Annotated in this window: 16 protein-coding genes (1 of these 16 cut by a window edge); 10 read left to right on the forward strand and 6 right to left on the reverse strand. The window is 67.7% G+C overall.

The features are described 5' to 3' along the window. Window positions 1-213: 213 nt before the first annotated feature. From fliF to AncyloWKF20_RS12355, 6 genes are read left to right on the forward strand one after another with little or no spacing between them, the layout of a single operon-like run. Window positions 214-1863 carry a flagellar basal-body MS-ring/collar protein FliF gene (fliF, locus tag AncyloWKF20_RS12330; protein WP_279314352.1) on the forward strand — a complete coding sequence of 550 codons (1650 nt, stop codon included), beginning with the start codon at window positions 214-216 and terminating at the stop codon, window positions 1861-1863. Beyond that, a complete protein-coding gene (locus AncyloWKF20_RS12335; RefSeq protein WP_279314353.1) occupies window positions 1863-2531 on the forward strand; it encodes a hypothetical protein in 669 nt (222 codons plus the stop codon). Before fliF ends, AncyloWKF20_RS12335 begins: the two co-directional genes overlap by 1 nt. Before the next feature lie 2 nt (window positions 2532-2533). Continuing rightward, on the forward strand, window positions 2534-3853 hold the full coding sequence (locus AncyloWKF20_RS12340; RefSeq protein ID WP_279314354.1) for a MotB family protein: 1320 nt from the start codon (window positions 2534-2536) through the stop codon (window positions 3851-3853). Next, window positions 3850-5877 carry a hypothetical protein gene (locus tag AncyloWKF20_RS12345; protein WP_279314355.1) on the forward strand — a complete coding sequence of 676 codons (2028 nt, stop codon included), beginning with the start codon at window positions 3850-3852 and terminating at the stop codon, window positions 5875-5877. The genes AncyloWKF20_RS12340 and AncyloWKF20_RS12345 overlap by 4 nt, the downstream gene beginning before the upstream one ends. Then, entirely contained in the window at window positions 5874-7646 is a 1773-nt protein-coding gene (locus AncyloWKF20_RS12350) for a flagellar hook-length control protein FliK (RefSeq protein ID WP_279314356.1), read from the forward strand. The genes AncyloWKF20_RS12345 and AncyloWKF20_RS12350 overlap by 4 nt, the downstream gene beginning before the upstream one ends. Beyond that, window positions 7636-8166: a lytic transglycosylase domain-containing protein gene (locus AncyloWKF20_RS12355; RefSeq protein WP_279317960.1), complete on the forward strand. Its 531-nt coding sequence runs from the start codon at window positions 7636-7638 to the stop codon at window positions 8164-8166. The genes AncyloWKF20_RS12350 and AncyloWKF20_RS12355 overlap by 11 nt, the downstream gene beginning before the upstream one ends. Before the next feature lie 144 nt (window positions 8167-8310). Here the strand turns inward: AncyloWKF20_RS12355 and AncyloWKF20_RS12360 are convergent, their stop codons facing one another. Further along, the gene (locus AncyloWKF20_RS12360; RefSeq protein ID WP_279314357.1) at window positions 8311-9060 is read right to left on the reverse strand and encodes a protein phosphatase CheZ; all 750 of its coding nucleotides are present in this window, start codon (window positions 9058-9060) and stop codon (window positions 8311-8313) included. Window positions 9061-9245: 185 nt separating this feature from the next. Between AncyloWKF20_RS12360 and AncyloWKF20_RS12365 the strand changes: the two genes are divergently transcribed. Together AncyloWKF20_RS12365 and AncyloWKF20_RS12370 are read left to right on the forward strand one after the other, a co-directional pair. Then, on the forward strand, window positions 9246-9629 hold the full coding sequence (locus AncyloWKF20_RS12365; protein WP_267585134.1) for a response regulator: 384 nt from the start codon (window positions 9246-9248) through the stop codon (window positions 9627-9629). 267 nt (window positions 9630-9896) lie between these two features. Then, the gene (locus AncyloWKF20_RS12370; RefSeq protein WP_279314358.1) at window positions 9897-10571 is read left to right on the forward strand and encodes a response regulator transcription factor; all 675 of its coding nucleotides are present in this window, start codon (window positions 9897-9899) and stop codon (window positions 10569-10571) included. Window positions 10572-10610: 39 nt separating this feature from the next. Here AncyloWKF20_RS12370 and AncyloWKF20_RS12375 read toward each other — a convergent pair whose 3' ends face one another. From AncyloWKF20_RS12375 to AncyloWKF20_RS12395, 5 genes are read right to left on the reverse strand one after another with little or no spacing between them, the layout of a single operon-like run. Further along, on the reverse strand, window positions 10611-11423 hold the full coding sequence (locus AncyloWKF20_RS12375) for a response regulator (protein WP_279314359.1): 813 nt from the start codon (window positions 11421-11423) through the stop codon (window positions 10611-10613). Further along, entirely contained in the window at window positions 11423-12640 is a 1218-nt protein-coding gene (locus AncyloWKF20_RS12380; protein WP_279314360.1) for an EAL domain-containing response regulator, read from the reverse strand. Before AncyloWKF20_RS12380 ends, AncyloWKF20_RS12375 begins: the two co-directional genes overlap by 1 nt. Window positions 12641-12642: 2 nt before the next feature. Next, complete coding sequence (locus AncyloWKF20_RS12385; RefSeq protein ID WP_279314361.1) at window positions 12643-13041, reverse strand: response regulator; 399 nt, start codon at window positions 13039-13041, stop codon at window positions 12643-12645. Between the two features lie 9 nt (window positions 13042-13050). Further along, window positions 13051-14739, reverse strand: coding sequence for an ATP-binding protein (locus tag AncyloWKF20_RS12390; RefSeq protein ID WP_279314362.1), 1689 nt, complete (start codon window positions 14737-14739; stop codon window positions 13051-13053). Between the two features lie 28 nt (window positions 14740-14767). Next, window positions 14768-15241, reverse strand: a complete 474-nt coding sequence (locus tag AncyloWKF20_RS12395) for a hypothetical protein (RefSeq protein WP_279314363.1) — start codon at window positions 15239-15241, stop codon at window positions 14768-14770. Between the two features lie 405 nt (window positions 15242-15646). Between AncyloWKF20_RS12395 and AncyloWKF20_RS12400 the strand changes: the two genes are divergently transcribed. Together AncyloWKF20_RS12400 and AncyloWKF20_RS12405 are read left to right on the forward strand one after the other, a co-directional pair. After that, complete coding sequence (locus tag AncyloWKF20_RS12400) at window positions 15647-17776, forward strand: ATP-binding protein (RefSeq protein ID WP_279314364.1); 2130 nt, start codon at window positions 15647-15649, stop codon at window positions 17774-17776. Between the two features lie 99 nt (window positions 17777-17875). Continuing rightward, window positions 17876-19618 carry the 5' portion of a chloride channel protein gene (locus AncyloWKF20_RS12405; protein ID WP_279314365.1) on the forward strand. It continues 18 nt past the right edge of the window, so only the first 1743 of its 1761 coding nucleotides appear in the window; the start codon lies at window positions 17876-17878; its stop codon lies off the right edge, out of view.

Consider the following 19618-nt stretch of genomic DNA (forward strand, 5'->3'; position numbering starts at 1 on the left):
CCGGCGCATGGTGTCCTCGGGCAGTCGGTGTACCCCAGCCCGGCACTGCCCTTGCGCGGCACCCCGCGCCGACCCGCGTTGAACCCACGCCCCCCGGGAACGACGCGACCGTCGAAGCTGACGCCCCGGGCCCCCGCCCCGGGGCGTCACGCCGCGAGACCAAGGAACTGCCGCCATGATGGCGGGAGATAGCGGGGATGGAGCGGATAGCCGATGATCGGTGGCCAGCAGATCGAGATGCTCTTGAGCAACCTGCGCCAGCTTGGTGCGCGGCGCCTCATCGCGCTCGGCCTCATCGGCCTGACCGTCCTCGCCGCCATCTCCCTTGGGGCCTATTTCCTCAGCCGCCCGGCCACCGAGACGCTTTACGCCAACCTCAACCGCGAGGATGTCACCCGCATCGGCGGGGCCCTCAAGGATGCCGGCGTCACCTTCGATGTGAACTCCGACGGCACCGCCGTGCTGGTGGCGCCCGCCGATACGGCCCGCGCCCGCATGCTGCTGGCCGAGAAGGGCCTGCCGCAGAGCTCCAGCTCCGGCTATGAGCTGTTCAACGACATGAACTCGCTCGGCCTGACCTCCTTCATGCAGGAGATCACCAAGGTCCGCGCGCTCGAGGGCGAGCTCGCCCGCACCATCCAGACGATGAAGGGCGTCAAGGCCGCCCGCGTGCACATCGTGCTGCCCGATCGCGGCTCCTTCCGCCGCGAGCAGCAGCAGGCCTCCGCCTCCGTCGTCATCCGCACCGAGGCCGCCGCCGACGCCTCCAGCGCCGACGCCATCCGCCATCTCGTCGCCGCGGCCCTGCCCGGCATGAAGATGGACTCGGTCACCGTCCTCAACACCGAAGGCGCCGTGCTCGCGGCGGGCGACGATCCGTCCAACGCCGCCGGCGGCAAGAAGGCGCTGCTTCAGGACCAGGTGAACCGCGACACCGAGGCCAAGATCCGCCGCGCCCTCACGCCCTATCTCGGCATCGACAATTTCCAGATCAGCGTCTCCTCGCGGCTCGACACCGACCGCGTGACGATGAACGAGACGACCTTCGATCCCGCCTCCAAGACCGAGCGCTCGGTGCGTGTCATCAAGGAGACCGGCACCTCGCAGAACCGCTCGCAGCAGCAGGCCACCTCCGTCCAGCAGAACATCCCGCAGCAGCAGGCGGGCGGCGCAGGCGGTGCGGGCAACAATTCCAATGAAGAGAACAACCGCCGCGAGGAACTGACCAATTTCGAAATCTCCTCGCGCAGCACCGAGACGGTGCGCGAGGGCTTCACGGTCGAGAACCTGTCCATCGCCATCCTGGTCAATCGTGAGCGGCTGGTCGCGGCGGGCGACGCCAAGGAAGCGGTGCCGCTGGAGACGCAAATCTACGAGATCGAGCAGCTCGCGGGCGCCGCCGCCGGCTTCGACAAGGCGCGCGGCGACAAGCTCAAGGTCTCCGCCGTCGCCTTCGCCGCCGGCAATGGCGAGCTGGAGCCGGTTCCCCCGCTGAGCTGGACCGACGTGATGATGCGCCAGGCCGGCACGCTGGTGAACGCCGCCACCATCCTCATCGTCGCCGCTCTGCTCATCTGGTTCGGCCTGAAGCCGGCGGTGCGCGCCATCGTCGCCCGTCCGGAAGAAGCCGAAGCCATCGAGGCCGCCATGCTGGCCGGCCCCGGCAGCCTTGCCGCCGGCGAGCTTCCCGCACCGGAAGGCAGCGGCACCCCTGGCGTGATCGAGCCGGTGAACCTCATCGAGGATCTCACCAGCAAGATGAACCGCTCGCCGCAGAAGCGGCTGGAACAGATCGTCGAGTTCGATGAGGAGCAGGCCGCCGCCATCCTCCGGCAGTGGCTGCAGCAGGAGGTTCGTGCCTGATGCATATGCTGATCGGTCATCTTCCCGACTTCTCGCACAGCATGCCCCGCCGTCCGGGCACCGAGGCGGCCAAGGACGTTCCTCCCACGCCGCTCATCAAGCCCGCCGCGGCTCCGGCGATCGCCCCGCCCAAACCGGCCGTCAGCTCCGGACCCGATCTCGCGGCCATCGCCGCCCAGGCTGCGGCCGAGGGCCGTCGCGCTGGGGCGGCCGATGCCCGCGTCGAATTCGAGCGCCTGCGCACCGAGGATATGGCCCGCGCCGAGCAGCGCGTCGCCGAGGAGCGGCGGAACTGGATCGACTCGGAGAGCAACCGGCTCGCCGGTGCCATCGATTCCGGCCTGGAGGCGCTGCGCCAGGAACTCGCGCAGAGCCTCGCCCGCCTCATCAGCCCGTTCCTGCAGACCGCCGTGCGCGAGCGCGCCCTCATCGAGATGGCCGCCGTGATCAATGACACGCTGACCGGCAGCGACAACCCGGTGATGCGCGTGACCGGCTCGCCCGACCTGATCGACGAGCTGCGCACGCGGATCGACCCGCGCGCGCCCGTCAGCTTCGAGCCGGGCAGCCAGAGCGAAGTGATCGTCACGGTCGGGGCGACAACCCTTGAGACCCAGATGCAGGCATGGACGGCGCGGCTCGGTGCCGCCACCGCCGGAGACGAATAAGAATGGCCGAGGGCGGGCACGAGCTCATCATCATCAAGCGGCACGACGACGAGGAGCACGAGCATCACTCGAGCGCCTGGAAGGTCGCGCATGCCGACTTCATGACGGCCATGATGGCGTTCTTCCTCATCATGTGGCTGATCAACGTCACCGATAAGGATGTGCGCAAGGCCATCGCCAACTACTTCAATCCGGTGAACCTTTCGGAGGCGATCAGCGAGCGCAAGGGCCTCAACGACCCCGAGGACATCAAGGATCTCGGCACCTCGGCCGATGGCGAGGCCGCGTCCACCCTGAAGAACACCACCGGCGAGGGCACCGGCGCGGGCGACGACGTGCAGCAGGGCAAGGCCGAGCGCACGCTGTTCCAGGACCCCTATGCCGTCCTCGCCCAGATCGCCGCCGAAGCACCGCCGAACACCCCGACCTCCCCGGACGCCGCCATTGGCGACATCTCGCCGGACGGCGCGGGCAGCGGCGAGCAGCACCGCGATCCGTTCGATCCGGTCTACTGGCAGATGAACTCCTCGCCCAAGTCGCGCAAGCTCGCCGATGCCAAGGGCATGTCCGAGCAGAAGGGCACGAAGCCCGACGCCAGCGCTCCGCGTACCGGCGAAGAGACCGACACCACTGCCGAGATGCAGATGGGCCCGGATGACTCCGTCGATGTCGCCGGGGTCACTACGCTCACGCCGACCGGCTCTCCGTCCACCGGCAGTGCCGCCGCCGCGAACGCCCCCAAGCCCGAGGCGGCGGGCGCGCAGCAGGCCGGCGCGGGCAAGGCGGATACGTCCGGCAAGGCGGATGCGTCGGGCAAAACCGATGCGTCTGGCAAGGCCGACGCGTCCGGCAAGACGGATACCGTCGGCAAGCTGGAGACCGAGATCAAGGCCGACATCGCCGAGGCCATGGGCACCGCGGTCGGTCCGCGCGTGGACGTCCGTCGCACCAAGGACGGCATCGTCATCAGCCTCACCGACGATATCGACTTCACCATGTTCCCGATCGGCTCCGCCGTGCCAGACGGCAGGCTGGTGAACGCCATGGCCAAGATCGCCAAGACGCTGGCATCCCGGCCGGGCGAGGTCGTCGTGCGCGGTCACACCGACGGGCGCCCATTCCGCTCGGCCAATTACGACAACTGGCAGCTCTCCGCCGCCCGCGCCAACATCGCTCACTACATGCTGGTGCGCGGCGGACTGGACGACAAGCGCGTCGGCAAGATCGAAGGCTTCGCCGACCGCAACCTGAAGAACAAGGCCGATCCCAACGCGCCGGAAAACCGCCGTATCGAAATCGTTCTGCGGGAACCCACGTCATGACCCATGCGAAGAGGGGCGCGCTCCGTCGCGCCGGGAACCAGCTTGCCGGAACCGCCTCGCTGCTCGTGCTGATGGCGGTGTCCTCCACCGCCTTCGCCCAGCAGGATCCCTGGGCGGATGTGCGCGCGATCGACGCCGCCGCCGCGCTGCAGGCCGCAGCCGGCCCCGGCGCGGGGCTGCCGATCCCGCTCGCGCCGGGCGTGCGCGCAGCTCAGCCGAAGCCCGCAGCGGTTCGCCAGCGCCTCGCCCTGCCCGCCACCGCGCCGCTGCCGCCGGCCCGTCCCCTTCCCTATGAGGATGTCGCCCCCACTGTCGCGTCGGCGAGCCCGGCCGATACCTCCCCTGCCGAGATGCAGCAGGCCCCGACGGCGCTTGGCGAAGTCGCGCCTACTGAAGCCGCTTCTGGCGACGCGAATTCTGGCGGCACGACTCCGGCCGAGCCCGCGCAGGCGGTCGCATCCCTTGCCGGCCCTGCCATCGCAAACGCCGCGCCCGATGCCCCGGCGAATGCCGATGCCGCCTCGGCCCCTCTTGTTCCGCCGGCCGAGCCGGCCCTGCCCGCCCCGGTGACGGTCGCGGCGGCACGCCCGGCCGCGCCCGCTCCCGCGGCGACGACGCTGTCCTGGGAAATTCTCGGTGCGCCGCTGAATTCGCTCTTCCCGCCAGCCTTCGCCGCGCCGGCCATGCCGGAGCCGGAGCGTTCGCCGATCGGCGCGGCCTCCGGGCCTGCCCCGCAGCAGGTCGCGATGGGCACCCTCACCGGCATCTTCACCGGCTCGGAGGAGCCCGCCGGCGAGGCCGCCCATGGCGACGCGAAAGCGGACGGCGACGCAAAGGGCGAGGGCGAGGCGGCGGCTAAGGCCGAAGCGCCCCCGCCGCCCCCGCCGCCGATCTTCCGCGATCTGCGCCAGCTTCAGCGCCTGCAGGACCGTATGGCGCTGGGCGAACCCAACGCGCTCGACGAACAGAACGCGCTCCTCATGGCCCTCGACCTGCAGTTCCGCAGCGTCGATGTCAGCGCCTGGAAGGAGCCGAGCAATGCCCGGGCGCTGGTGCTCTATCTGCTGAGCGGCGGCAGCCCGAAGACGGTGCGCACCGTGCTGGCCAATGGTGCTGACCCGGCCGTCGACCCGCGCCTGGTGCGCGGCGCCCTCGCCTATGTGGAAGGGCGCGAGGCCGACGCGGTCAAGGATCTCGGCGAAATCGACGCGCGGAGCCTGCCCGCCAGCCTCGGCGGCCAGGTCGCGTTGGCGCAGGCCGCGCTCTGGGTGCGCAAGGATCAGGCGCGCGCCGCCCTCCTGCTCGATCAGGCGCGCGTGCTCGCGCCGGGCACGCTGGTGGAAGAAGGCGCGCTGCGCCGCGCCATCCTCATCGCCGCGCAGGCCAACGATCTCGACACCTTCGAGCGGCTGACCGCGACCTATCTCGGCCGGTTCCGCCATTCGGTCTATGCCGGCAATTTCCGCCAGCGCTTCGCCGCCGCGCTCACCCGCATGAGCTTCATCGACAATGCGGACGAATTCCACCGCCTCGACGGGGTGCTGCGCCCCATCGAGCCGGAAGGCCGGCGCGACATCCTGCTCATCATCGCGCAGGGCGCGGTGGTGCAGGGCAAGACGGCGGCGGCCATCATGGCGGCCGACCGCGTGCTCAAGGCCGCGCCAGTCGGCAGCCTGGATTCCCAGCGCGCCACGCTCTATCGCGGCGCGGCCATGGCCGCCTCCGCGACCGAGTATGAAGCCGCCGGGCGCCAGCTGCGCGCGGTGAGCCGCGACCGGCTGGCCAATGCGGACCTCGCTTTGCTCAACACCGCCCTCTCCGTGGTCAACTCGATCGAGCAGGCAGGGCTGGTGACGCTCGCGGCGACGGACGCCGCCGCGCCGGCCGCCCCTGCCGGCGGAACTGAATCCGCCGCGAGCACAGGCAGCGAAGCGGCTGCGGCCGCCGACGACAGCGCCATGGTCGGCAAGGCGCGCAATCTTCTGGGCAGCACCGAGAAACTCCTCGCGGAGGCGCCGCTATGATCCCGGTCCTGTTGCATCAGGCCGCAACCGGCCATGCCTCCGAGGACGCGCGCCCGCGCGCCGACAAGGCAACTGACGGCGGCGATTTCGGCGAGCTGCTCAACGCCCTCTCGGACGTTACGGGAAAGCCAGCACCCCAGCCGGACCGGCAGGGCGAGACCTCGCAGCGGGCGATACCGGCCGATGCCGAACCGGCCGCCGACGCCAAACCGGCGGCACCGAAGGCGGAGAGCGACGCGCCGACGCTGATGGACCGCCTGAACGCCTTGCTGCACCGCGCCGGACCTGACGCGCGTCCCGAGCCGGCACGGGCGGCGAACCCCGTTGCCGCCAATGATACCGGCAAGCCCACCGCCATGCCCGCCATGGTGCCGGCGGAACCGTCCGCCGAGACGCCGGCCAAGATGTCCGCCAACACGTCAGCCAACACGCCCGCGCAGCCGCGCGCGGCAACGCCGCCGGATGTGTCGGCAAAGCAGGGCCTGGCACTTGAGCCTGCCCTGCCGGAGACGAAGGAAGTCGCTCCCCAACGTCCGACGCCGCATGCTGAGAATGCCGAAGCCGGCCATCATGCCCGGGCCGCCCTGAGCGGGAACCCTGCCCCAAAACTGCCGGAGAGCGAGGAAGCGCTTCCGACGGCATCGCGGACGCCGGCCGAAACGTCACCGCGCGAGCGAAATGGCGTGCTGCTGGACGACGTGTCGGAGGTGGTGGAGATGGTCTCGACCGCCGGCGCCGAGATGGCCAACGCGGCGACGGCCCGCCTGCCCATGCGAGAGGCGACGCCCGAAACGCTGCTCGGTCGGTTGATCGACCCGCCGATGCGCGGCGCGGTAGAGATGCAACCAGCGCCGGAGGCGGCCGAACCGGCCAACCCGCTGCCGCTGCGCATCCTGCTGCGTGAGACGCATTTCGCTCCGGTGACAACGGTGGAGGCCGCGAAGGTCGCGCTCGCCGGCACCCCGCCCGCCTTCGAGATCCCCGACAGCCCCAGCACCGGAGCGGCGCCCGCCCTCGCCCCGGCAATGGCCCCCGTCCTGCCGGAAACGGCGGCTGCTGCCATGCCGGAACCGCGCCTGCCGCGCGCCGAGCCGACGCGCCCGGCCACCGCCAGCGAGACGCCTGACCCTGATACGGCGCGGGATGAGACGGTCATGCCGGAGACGGCGCCCCGCGCGGTGCGCCGTGAGGACGCCCGCGCGGCACTGGCGGTCGAGGCGCCCGCACTCGGCGCCGCGTCCGCCCCCGCCACGACCCCCACAATGGCCGCAGCACCGACCTCTCTTGCCCCCGTGCTCGGCACACCGTCCGAGCAGGTCGGCGCGGCGATCCAGCGGGCGGGCGCCCTGCCCTTCGGTGGTGGCAGCGCTTTCGAGACCGCCGCGCGCGGCCCGGTGCGCATTCTCGAAATCCAGCTTCACCCGGTCGAACTGGGCGTCGTGACGGTGCGCCTGCGCAATGGCCGCGACGGCCTCGAGATCCGCGTGCAGGCGGCCCGCGCCGAGACGGCACAGCTGCTCGCGCAGGATCGCGGTGCGCTGCTCGCCAGCCTGTCCGAGCACGGCCATGCGCCAGCGGACCTCACCATCACTTCGATCAGCGCCAGCGCTGGCCTCACCGGCCATGATGTGCGCGTGGCCCCCACCACCCCCTGGCGCGCTCCCGATGAGGATGCCGGCGAACGCCAGTCGCATTCCGGAGCACGCCGTGACGAACGCCAGCAACAAAACCCGGCTGACCGCGATACTGACGACGGCGCTGCTGAGTAGCCTTGCTGTCACGGTGACGCCGGCCCGCGCGCTCGGGCCCTGCGAGGCGGCGATGCAGCACGCCTCGGTGCGCCATGGCGTGCCGCTGGCGATCCTCTACGCGGTCGGCATGACGGAAACCGGGGGCGCCGGCTATCTCAAGCCCTACGCCATGAATGCGGCCGGCAAGAGCTACATCGCGTCGAGCGCCGCCGAAGGTCTGCGCAAGCTGGACGAGTATCGCGCCCGCGGCGTCACGCTGGTCGATCTCGGCTGCATGCAGATCAATTACCGCTGGCACGGCGAGAAATTCGCCAGCCCGGCGCAGATGTTTGATCCCGAGCGGAACGTCGATTACGCCGCCCGCTTCCTCGCCGAGCTGAAACAGCGCCATGGCAACTGGACCATGGCGGCCGCCCGCTACAATGCCGGGCCGGACAATAACCCCGCGCAGAAGCGCTATGTCTGCGCGGTGATCCGCAACCTGGTGCGCTCGGGCTTCGGAAGCTGGACGCCCCAGTCGCAGGCCTTCTGCGCCTGATCCCATTCCCCTGATTTAAGGCCTCTGTCAGCGCCTCCGGCGGCCGCCGGCGGCGGCGCGACGCATGATTGGCTCGCTCGCGTACAAACGACAAAACCCGGCCGCGAGGGCGCGCGGCCGGGTTCGATCGGGTGGAGTGTCAGATCAGGCGAAGAGCGAGTCGATGTCGTTCTGCGAGACGACGTTGACCTCGTCGGCCAGCGCCGGGCCATTGAGCAGCGCGGCGTCGCCCTCGCGGTTGTCGCCGATCTCCTCGGCGATGCGGGCGATCTCCTGCTCGGCGCCCCAGATCTCCGCCATGCGCGCCATTTTCTCTTCGATGAAGATCATGAGCTGCACGACCTTGCGGATGCGCTGGCCGCTAATGTCCTGGAAGTTGCACGCCTCGAAGATGCGGGTGGCATAGGTCTGGATGGCGCGGGCGGTCGCCTTCTTGGAGCCTTCGAGCTCCTCGATCAGGCTCGCCGCGGCGCCGTCGATGTTCTCGGCCATCTGAAGGATGTCCTCGGTCGCCGCCTCGGTGTCGGCGATGACGGCATCCAGCTCGTCGGTGGCGCGGTTGAACTGGGCACCCTTCACATTGGTCGTCTGGATCGAGGCGAGCTCGTGCTTGGTGCTGTCGATCGCCTCGCGGATCGCCTCGATGTCCAGCCACATGGATTTGGCCGGGCCGTTCTGGGCGACCTCGGAACTGCGGTTGCGGTTGAAGCGGGCGAGCGTGTCGCGAAGCGCCTGCAGCTCATCGAAAATGCGCTCCACCTGGGTGGCGATCGGCCCCGCCGTAGAGGACGGCGCGGGGGCCGGCGCCGCGACGGGAATGGAAGCCGCAAGCTCCGACCCGCTGGGTTGTACAGGGTTCATTTCGATGCGAAAGGGTCGGCGAGTGGAAGACATACTAATCTCCGAGAATGCCAGTATTCGTGTGAATTATTCTATAAAGCGAACTTGGCACACCGTGAAGCACCCCCCATTTCACCTTGCAAGCCTCACGCAAGCAACCGGTTTCAAAAGGTAAAGCAACGACGGGGGCTGTTCCCCGTAATTGGGCAACACGCATCAGCTTAAGAACGGAGCGAAGAATGGCCGTGGATTTGTCGATGCCGGTTCTTGTGGTCGACGATTACAAGACCATGGTCCGGATCATCCGGAACCTGCTGAAGCAGATAGGCTTCGAGGACGTGGACGAGGCCGCCGATGGCGCCGAGGCCCTGGCGAAGCTTAAGGAGCGCCAGTACGGACTCGTGATTTCCGACTGGAACATGGAGCCCATGACGGGCTACGAGCTGCTGAAACAGGTACGTGATGACTCGGTCCTGAATGCTCTGCCGTTCATCATGGTGACGGCTGAGGCCAAGTCGGAAAACGTGATCGCCGCCAAGAAGGCCGGCGTGAACAACTACATCGTCAAGCCCTTCAACGCGCAGACGCTGAAGAGCAAGATCGAGACCGTCTTCGAGGGCTGATATCCGCCGGCCTTCAGGACCTCAGGTCACGACGCCCTCCCGCCCGCCAGCGGGGGGGCGTTTTCATTTTGCAACATTCGCCCCATTCGTTTTGCGACATTTCACTCCATTTTAGCACCCAATCTGGCGCGGAACGTACTCCACATCCGAAGCAACTACGATTGAGTGGATGTATTTACCGACCTATTCACTTCATCAACGGCGGGGCTGCAGAGCTCGGAAAGAAAAAACTCTGCAAGCCAAGGTCAGTCGATGGGGAGTGCAAAGATGTACATTATCGTTGATGATCGTTCCACGGTCACCGAAAGCTACGTTTCCAGTTTTTCTCGCGAAGGCTTCTCCAGTTTCGGCCTGGGTGAGGATGAGTTCAAGGATTGGATCGAGACCGCATCGGACCAGGATCTGGCGGCGGTGGAAGGCTTCCTCCTCGGCGACTTCGAGCGCCGCCCGGCCTATCCCGATGTCATCCGCACCCACAGCCGCGCGCCCATCCTGGCGCTGAGCGACCAGAAGTGCCTGACGCAGACGCTGGAACTGTTCACCGCCGGCATTGACGACGTGGTCCGCAAGCCCGTCCATGTCCGCGAGATCGTCGCCCGCACGGACGCCATCTGGCGCCGGGTCAATTCCCTCACCGAGGTGCAGACGCCCGCCACCGGCCGCCTGAAGGTGTTCTTCGACGGCCGTGACGCCGAGATCGACGGCGAGCCGCTGCCGCTGCCGCGCCGCGAGCGCCACATCCTCGAATATCTCGTGAAGAATGCCCGCAAGCGGGTCACCAAGACCCAGATCTTCAACACCATCTACGGCATCTTCAACGATGACGTGGACGAGAGTGTCGTCGAGGGCCACATGAGCAAGCTGCGCAAGAAGCTGCGCATGAAGCTCGGCTACGACGTCATCGACGCCAAGCGTTACCTCGGCTACCAGTTCGTGGGCTGATGAAGGGTGCCGCCAGCCCGCGGGCCGGCGGCAATCGGATCAATCCAGAGGCAGACCGAGACGTTCGGCCTGTCGCTTGACGAAGGCCTCCATGCGGGAGCGGCCGAGATCGGTCAGTTCCACGATGATGCGCCGGCGATCCATGGGATCGGGCCGGCGGTCCAGCAGGCCCGCTTCCTTCAGCTCATCAATCCGGCGTAGTGCCGTCGTCGTCGGGGCGCCCGACGCGATGCACAGACTCGTCACCGAAATGGGACGTCCGCTCGCTTCCGCCACGGCGAGGTCGAGCAGCATGTCCCAGGCCGGGTCCGAGAACAGGCCGGACTGGAAGATGGCGTCGCGGTCGGCACGCGCGGCCACCAGTGCCTTCAGGTAATTGGGCCGGTTGACCGGCTTGGCCGGCACCGCATCGCCACCACCATTGCCATTGGCAACGGCCGCTGCCGCCTTCTGGCTGTCCTCGACCAACGCCAGCGCCCGGCGAATGGAATGAGCGACCTCCTCCGGCAGAACGGGTTTCTGCAGGAAGTCCACCGCGTTCAACCGCAGCGCGCCAACCGCTCGGTCGAGCGAGGCGTGGCCGGTGATGATGATGGTGGCAAGCGGCCGCTTCTGGCGCAGCATGGTCAGCTTTTGCAAAAGCTCGATCCCGTCGATGCGCGGCATCTGGAGATCGGTCACCACCACCTGGAGCTGTTCGTTGCGCTGGACAAGGTCGATCGCCGCGACCGGCGTCTCGGCCGTCAACACCGGCAACCCGAGCGATGCCAGCCCCTCGCTCAATTCGATGAGCACATCGGGATCGTCATCCACCAGGAGAACACGGGGCTTCTCCGTCTGATCGTCATTCATCACGCGGCCGTCATACCCCCGTTAACTGACAGGCACCCATCGTCGGCTCGGTTGAGCAACGCCATGATACCGTCAGCCGGCAGCTTATGGGAAACAAGAAATCCCTGTAGATAATCAACCCCTACTTTACGGACGCGCTCAAGATCTTCCCGCGTCTCCACGCCCTCGGCGACCACTTTCAGGCCGAGCTGGTGGCCGAGCGCCGAGAGCGAGGCGATGATGCGCCGGGGCTTTGCCCAGTCGCGTGCCTGCCGCAGCAGTTCCAGATCGATCTTGATCGCGGTCACCGGCAGCTTGGCGAGCTGCATCAGCCCGCTCTGACGCTGCCCGACATCGTCGAGCGCCAGGCCGAAGCCGGCAAGACGCAGGCGCGCCAGCGTGGTGAGGGCGCTGGCGGAGCTGTCATAGACTGCGTCTTCCGGCAGTTCGAGCACCACGCGCTGCGGCGGGACGCCATGACGGGCGACGATCGCGCCGATACGCACCACCGCATCCGGGGTGAGCAGCACCTGGAGCGGCATGTTCACGCTGACCAACCCATTATGACCGGCCGCCGTCCAGCGGGCGCAGAGCGCGGCGGCGGCATCGAGCACCTGGTAGCTGAGATCGATCAGCATCTGCGGCGCCTCTTCCAGCGCGGCAATGATCTGCGGTGGCCTGACCGAGCCGAAACCGTCGAGCTGATTGCCGAGCAGCGCCTCGGCGCCGACAAAACCGAGATCGGAGGCGCGTACCAGCGGCTGGAACATGACCGGCAGCGCCTGCCGGGCCAGCGCGGCCGCCACCGCCTCGCGGATCTGCTCGGCATTCTGCGCCATCAGCGCCGAGTCGCCGGCGGGCAGCGTGGTCGGGCGTCGGGCAAGGCTGAGCAACTCTTCCACCTCGATGGGTTTTTCCAGCGCGCCGAGCACCGTAAGGCCGGTCAGCCGGCCGAGATCACCCGCCGCGCGCAGCAATTCCTCGCCATTGCCGCTGATGAAGATGACGCGCGGCGGCTGGGGAAGCCCCGCCAGCGGCGCGAGAATGCCGAAGCCGTCAATGGACGGGAGCGCGAGATCGAGTACCAGCACGTCAGCCCGCGCGAAGGCGGCGAGCGGTACCGCCATGGGATTGCCCGCACCCTCGACCACGCAGCCGGAGGCGGCGAGAGCTTCCATCAGCGCCTCGCGAAACTCGACATCGTCATCAAGGACGAAGAATGACGGGCCCGCCGTCACGCTCAGCTCCCCGTGTCGGGCGCGAGGTGCGTGGCCAGGAACTCGTCAATGGTGAGCAGAAGCGCGTCAGGATCGACCGGCTTCACATAAAGATAATCGCACATGAAATCCCCCGCGCGCGCCGTATCCATGACATGGCCCGTGATGATGATGGTCATCAGGGGACGTTCGCTGTCCGGCAGTTCCCGCGCGACGGCGACGACCTGCGCCCCGTCGAAATCGGAGATCCGCAGATCGGTGATCAGAACGAGCGGGGCCAGCCCGCTTCGGAGCTTCTCGACCGCCGCCATGCCGGTCACGCAGACATCGACCTTCCAACCATTGCCTTCAAAGAATTCGCCAAGTTCATTGGCGAGTTCCTCTTCGTCGTCGCAGATGAGAATGGTCCGAGGCTGACTCATTGCGGCGGCTCAGGCCGCGTCGCGGGAAACGGAGGCGAGCGCGGTGGGCAGGGTGATGACGAAGCGCGCCCCGTTCTCGGCATTCTCGCCGATGATCGAGCCGCTCATGTCCCGCACCACGCTGCGCGCCAGCGACAGGCCGAGCCCCGTGCCCTTCTCGGCCGGCTTGGTGGTGGCGAAGGGCTCGAACAGGCGGGCCAGCATCTCGGGGGAAATGCCGCCGGCATTGTCCTCCACCTCGACGAAAGCCTGCTCGCCCTCCCGGCGCACGGTGACACGCACCGCGCGGAGGCGGTTGGTCGACGAGGTCTCGAACGCGTCATGCGCGTTCACCAGCAGGTTGACGATGACCTGCTCGAACATGGTCTGCTCGCCGAACACGGACACCTCCGCCGGCACATCGGCCTGGATCGACAGGCGGATATCGGCGGCGCGGAACTGTTCGGTGACGAAGCTCATCGCCATTTCCACCGCCGTGCGCAGCGAGAAGAGCTGGTGCTGCTCGGTCGGCATCCGGCCATAGCGGCGCACCTGATCGGTAATGCGCTTGGCGCGGTCGACCTGCGCGGAGATGCGGTCGAGCTTGACCGCGACCGGCTCGCCGCCCTCGATCGGCTCCAGAAGGCGCTTGGCATTGGCCACCGCCATCTTGATGACGGCGAGCGGCTGGTTGAGCTCATGGGCGATGGCGGTCGCCATCTCGCCGAGCGTGGCGAGCTTCGCCGCCTGCATCACCTGGAGCTCCGCGTTGCGCACCCGTGTGGTGTCGACCAGCACCAGCAATTGCTGGGGCCGCTCCTGCCACAGCACCTCGCAGAAGGAGCCGCGCAGGGAGACGATCTCGCCGCCCGGGCGGGTATAGGCCATCGACAGATACCCCCACTGGCGCCCGCTCATGTCGTTGGACGCATCGCGGGCGCCGCGCACCAGCCGACGCCAGCCGGGATCGTCCGGCGAGGTCGAGATCAGCGCGGCAGCGGAGGAGTTGAAGAAGCTCACCGTGTCGTCAGCCGGATCGATCACCACCATGCAGGCGGGAACGGACTGAATGACCGCCCGCAGATTCTCCTCCATGGCCTTCAGCGTCGACTGCGCCTTTACGATCTGGTCGAGCCGCAGGCGGTCATTGCGGGCCTGGAAGAACAGCAGCAACGCCAGCGCGGCGCCGGAGATGAACAGCAGCACCAGCGGCACGATGCCGGTCGCCTGGGCGAGCTCCTTCTCGCGGCGGAAGATCTCCTGATTATAGGCGACCGACTGCATCAGCGTGCTGTGCAGCAGGCGTCCGAGCGGTTCCAGCGTGGCGCCGAGTTCTTTCAGCCGGTTCCCGCTGTCGCCATCCTCCGCGTCGAGCGTTTCCACCTCTTCGAGGATGCGGTCGACCTTGATCTCGTAGTCACGCACCTGCGGCTCGATGTCGAGCACGCCGCGCAGCAATCGCCCCTCATCCGAATTGTAGAGCAGCGGCAGGCGCGAGCGCAGGATCTCCAGCCGCATCTGCAGCGCGCGCAGACCATCAATGGTCGGGATGATCGAGGTGGTCGCGAAGGCCGCCTCGGTCTTCACCAGCTCGATATGCGCCTGATAGGCGACCCAGCCGGAGCTACGCACGGTGGCGGTCAGCAGCGCGCCCTGCCGCGCCTGCGAGACATAGAGCATCACCGTCGCCACGAAGAGGACGACGGAGGCAATGATCAATCCACCCTTCAGCAGGAGGATGGTTTGTCTATTGCGTGACGAAATCAACGGACTTCACCTGCCAAACCATGCGCGACTGATAGAACTGGTGCGCGAGCGCTGGATCCGTGTCGATCGGGTACATGACCCAGAACGGCCCCTTGTCGCGAACCCGCATGAGCTGGCCGTTGTGGCGCGTCGAAAGTATGGCGCCAATCTTCGTCCAGTCGGTCGCCGGAATGGTAGCAGAATAGTCGTTGAGGGCGATAACCTTGGCTTCGGTCGGCGGCGCACTGGCTGGTCCCGCGAGGCTGGCCAGAACCGCCAGCGACGGTCCGGTGAAGGTCTGCGAGCCTTCGGTCCAGGGCGTGTGGGTCACGATGGTGGACTGCTTCAGCCCGTCAATCTGCGCGAGAGTCAGCGTCTTCTGATCGAGCACCTGACCGGCCGGCGTGAGCCAGCGCAAAGTGAGTTCCTGGGCGCTGGCCGGTGCCATGACGGCACACGCCAACCAGGCGACCAAGATGAGTAATCCGCGCGCCCGTGCACACATGCCAACTGACTCCGACCCAGCCGACGCCCCACCAATCGACGCGCGCATTCTCGCATGGACGCCCTCCGAACGAAGGTCGAATGGAACCGGAACGGCAGCAATCGACGACAGACTGATCCATTTTGGAACGAATTCCGTAGGCCCTCGCTACACGCGTGGAAGTTGTTGGATTAAGCTGAACCTGTTCGCCTTGGGGAAGCCGAATGTTCACGGCGGCAAGCTGGATAGTTGATCTGCCTGCCCGTGCCTGGAGCCGTCAAAGCCCTCTATCCGTGATGCCGCTGCGCCCTCAGAGGGTGCCGCCGGTCGTATTGAGCCCACTTCCGGTGGGAGCGTCGATTCCGTTCAGGTGACATGAGTACTGCGGAAACCATCGTGGCAGAGCCGACCGCCGGGGCGGAGGGCAGAATCCAGCCGAGCGACCAGCGCCAGTCGCGCCAGCGCCTTCTGATCGCCGTGCTTTTCCTGCTGTCGGTTCTGGTGCCGGCCGCGGTCGCCTATATAACGATCAAGCTGCATCAGCGGCACGAGCTGAACCTCTCCATGGCGGCCTCGCGCAAGCTGGCGCTGGTGCTGCTGGCCAATTTCGAGCGCACGACCGAGTCGATCGAATCCTTCCTCGACGGTTTCTACGATCTCTCCCAGCCGCAATCGCCCGAGGAAGTCTACGCCCGGCTGAAAGACGCCAAGCTGCCGGCGTCCATCATCCAGGTGTCCTTCGTCGACCCCAGGGGCCGAATGGTGGCGAGCAATCTGGCACCACCGGGCAACCTGCCGGATCTGAGCGACCGGGAGCATATTCGCGCTCATCTGAACACCGACACCGATGCCGATTATGGGCTATTTCTCAGCAAGCCGGTAAAGGGGCGCATTTCCGGCGCCTGGTCGATGCAGTTCACCAAGGCCATCCGAAAGGAAAACGGCGAACTCGCGGGCATCATCGCCGCCTCCTTCCAGATCTCGAACTTCATCGACTTCTACAATGAACTACGACCCGACGGTCGGGGCCTCGTGGCCCTGATCGGCTTTGACGGCGTGGTGCGCGCCAGCGTCTCCGACACCAAGCCCGACGACGCCAGAGCGCTGGAAGTGTTCGCCGATTTCGAGGCACTCAGCGGCAAGAACATGGGCGCCTATGCGGGAGATGCACCGGACGGGGTCGAGCGCATCGGCTATTTCGTGCGATCGACCCGCTTTCCCATCCTCGTGCTGGTCGCCGCCGACTATTGGGGCATTCTCGGGCAATCCGCCGACTTTCAGCTCGCCATTGCCGTCACCGCCGTCGTGCTGAGCCTCACCCTGATGGCCGTGGCATCGCTCACCCTGCGCCGCTTCCGGCTGGAGCGCGCCTATCGCGAGAAGGCGATGCAGGCCACCGCCCGGCAACGGGAGTCGCAGGTGCTGCAGGCCATCAGCCAGGTGCCCGGCGTCAGCGTGCTGCATATGGAGAGCGGCCATGTCACGCCTGTCGGCACGCCCACTGCCGGGCCGCTGGCCCGGCTGATCGAGGAGCGCGCGTCGAGCCCCGACTTCCTGCGCCGCCTGCACGCCGCCGGCACGCCGTTTTCTTCCGTCGAGCATTTCTCCCGCGATGGCGAGGAGTTCGAGGTGCAATTCGTGGTGACGGACCTGCACACCGCGCAAGCGGCCGCCGACGCGCCGGCGCAGGGTGGCAGCGACCGCCCGGCGGTGGTGTTCGCGGTGGACGAGACCGCCAAGCGCATGGAGGAGAACAAACTCTACCAGATGTCGAAGATGGCCTCGCTCGGCGAACTCGTCACCGGCCTCGCCCATGAGATCAACCAGCCGCTCGGCGTCATTCGCCTCGCCGCCAAGAACGCCCTGAACGGCGTGCGCAACGGCCTGCCCTCCACGCATATGGAAGAGAAGCTCGACCGCATCGTCCGCCAGGTCGAGCGCATGAAGGTCATCATTGATCACATGCGGATCTTCGGCCGCCGCAGTTCGCTGGCACCGGAGCCTTGCTCGGTCCGCGCCGCCATGGAGGGTCTGGTGCAGATCCTCGGCGCCGAGTTGCGCGTGGATGCTATCGACCTCACCCTGGCCGCGCCGGACGATGACCTCCAGGTGCTCTGCCGGCAGGAGCAGCTTGAACAGGTGCTGATCAATCTGGTGATCAACGCTCGCGACGCCATCCGCAGCCGGCGCGACCGCGAGCCCTATTTCCAGGGCAGCATCGCCATCTCGACGGGCCTTCGCGACGAGACCGGGAGCAGCTTTGCCTGCATCACCGTCAAGGATAATGGCGGCGGCATTCCCGAGGCGGCGATCGGCAAGATCTTCCAGCCCTTCTTCACCACCAAGCCGGCCGGCAAGGGCACGGGCCTCGGCCTCTCCGTCAGCTTCGGCATCATCCGCGACCATGGCGGCTCGCTCGCCGTCGAGAATGAGGAGGATGGCGCCGCCTTCACCATTCTCCTGCCGCTGACCGGCGCAGTGGCCGAGGGCCGCAGCACCGACCTGCCGACCGCCGCAGCGAGCTAGCGCCGGGGGCGACGGACCCGCCGACCATCGCGGCGGGTTGCACGCGGCAGCAACCTTACCTACTCAACAAAGGGACCGAAGCTGCCCCGCGAGAGCCCCGTGCCCCTGGATCCCGCCACCGGAACCGAGACGACGCTCCCCCGGCGGCTGCGCCAGCTTTTTCGCACCAGCGAACTCGCCCTCGTCGCCATTGCCGCGCTGGTCGGCGCCGGTGCCGGACTTGTGGTCATCGCCATGAATGGCGCCATGCAGGCGCTGCATGTGCTGATCTTCCGCATTCCCGACGATGCCCATCTCTCCGTCTGGACCAGCGTTCCCGCCGCGCTGCTGCTGCTCGGGCCCGTGCTCGGCGGCCTCATCTTCGGGGCCGTCTCCCGCCGCCTCACGCGCCGGGGCGCAAGCGCGCCGATCGACCCGATCGAGGCCAATGCGCTGCATGGCGGGCGCATGTCGCTGGGTGATAGTGGCGTCGTTGCCGCCCAGACCCTGGTCTCCAGCGGCGTCGGCGCCTCGGTCGGCCTCGAGGCGGGCTATACCCAGGCCGCGGCCGGACTTGCCTCGGCACTCGGCCAGAAGCTGCATCTGCGCCGCGCCGACCTGCGCCTGCTCGTCGCCTGCGGCGCGGGCGCGGCCATCGGCGCCGCCTTCGATGCGCCTCTGATGGGCGCCTTTTACGGTTTCGAGCTGATCCTCGGCACCTACGCCATTCCCGCCTTCGTGCCGATGATGACGGCGACCTTCACCGCCAGCCTCACGCGGCACCTGCTGCAACCGGTGCCCCATCCCGCCCTGCCGCTGCTCGACGTGCCACCCGTGGAGCAATTGCCGGCCGTCATCCTGCTCGGCTGCCTCGCCGCTCTCCTGGGCATTGCGGTGATGCGCGGGGTCACGCTGGTCGAGGCCGGCTTCCGCCGTTCTGGCCTTCCCGGCTGGCTGCGCCCGGCGCTCGCCGGCGCCATCATCGGCACGATGGCGCTGTGGAATCCGGCTGTGCTCTCGGCCGGCCATGGCGCGGTCTACCACTACATCGCCGCCGACGGCGCCCTGCTCACCTTCGCGCTGCTGCTCGCGGCCAAGCTCACTGCCTCCGCCGTCTCCATCGGCTCCGGCTTTCGCGGCGGCCTGTTCTTCGCTTCGCTGCTGATGGGCGTCTTCGCCGGCCGGCTCTACGCCGCCGGCCTCGACCTGCTGCTGCCGGGCATTGACGGCTCGCACGCCTTCTACGCACTGATCGGCATGGGTGCGCTCGCCGTCGCCGTGGTCGGCGGGCCGATGACCATGACGCTGCTGGCGCTGGAGATGACCGGCGATCTGCGCCTGACGCTGGCCGTTCTCGCCGCCTGCGGCGCCGCCTCGCTGGTCACGCGCCGGCTGTTCGGTTTCTCCTTCGCCACCTGGCGCTTCCATCTGCGCGGCGAGAACATTCGCGGGGCGCATGATGTCGGCTGGCTGCACGATCTCACCGTGGAAAGCCTGATGCGCCGCGACGTGCCGCAACTCGGCACGACGACAAGCCTTAGCGAGGCGCGCCACCTCTACCCGCCCGGCTCGACCGGCGACATCGTGGTCGTCGATGCGGCGGGGCGCTATGCCGGGCTAGTCGCGCCCGCGCTTCTCTATCAAAGCGACGACACGGTGCCGCTACGCAGCCTGCTACGTCACACGGGCGAAAGCCTCCGGCCGGACATGACGATCCGCGACGCGCTGACCCTGTTCGAGAGCACCGAGGCGGAGGCGCTGGCCGTTGTCGAGGCTGACGGGCAGGTCATCGGCCTGCTCAGCGAACGCGATGCCATCCGCCGCTACAGCGACGAGATGCGCCGGCGCCTGAGCGAGCTCACC

It is taken from the genome of Ancylobacter sp. WKF20, assembly GCF_029760895.1.
Classification (GTDB): Bacteria; Pseudomonadota; Alphaproteobacteria; order Rhizobiales; family Xanthobacteraceae; genus Ancylobacter.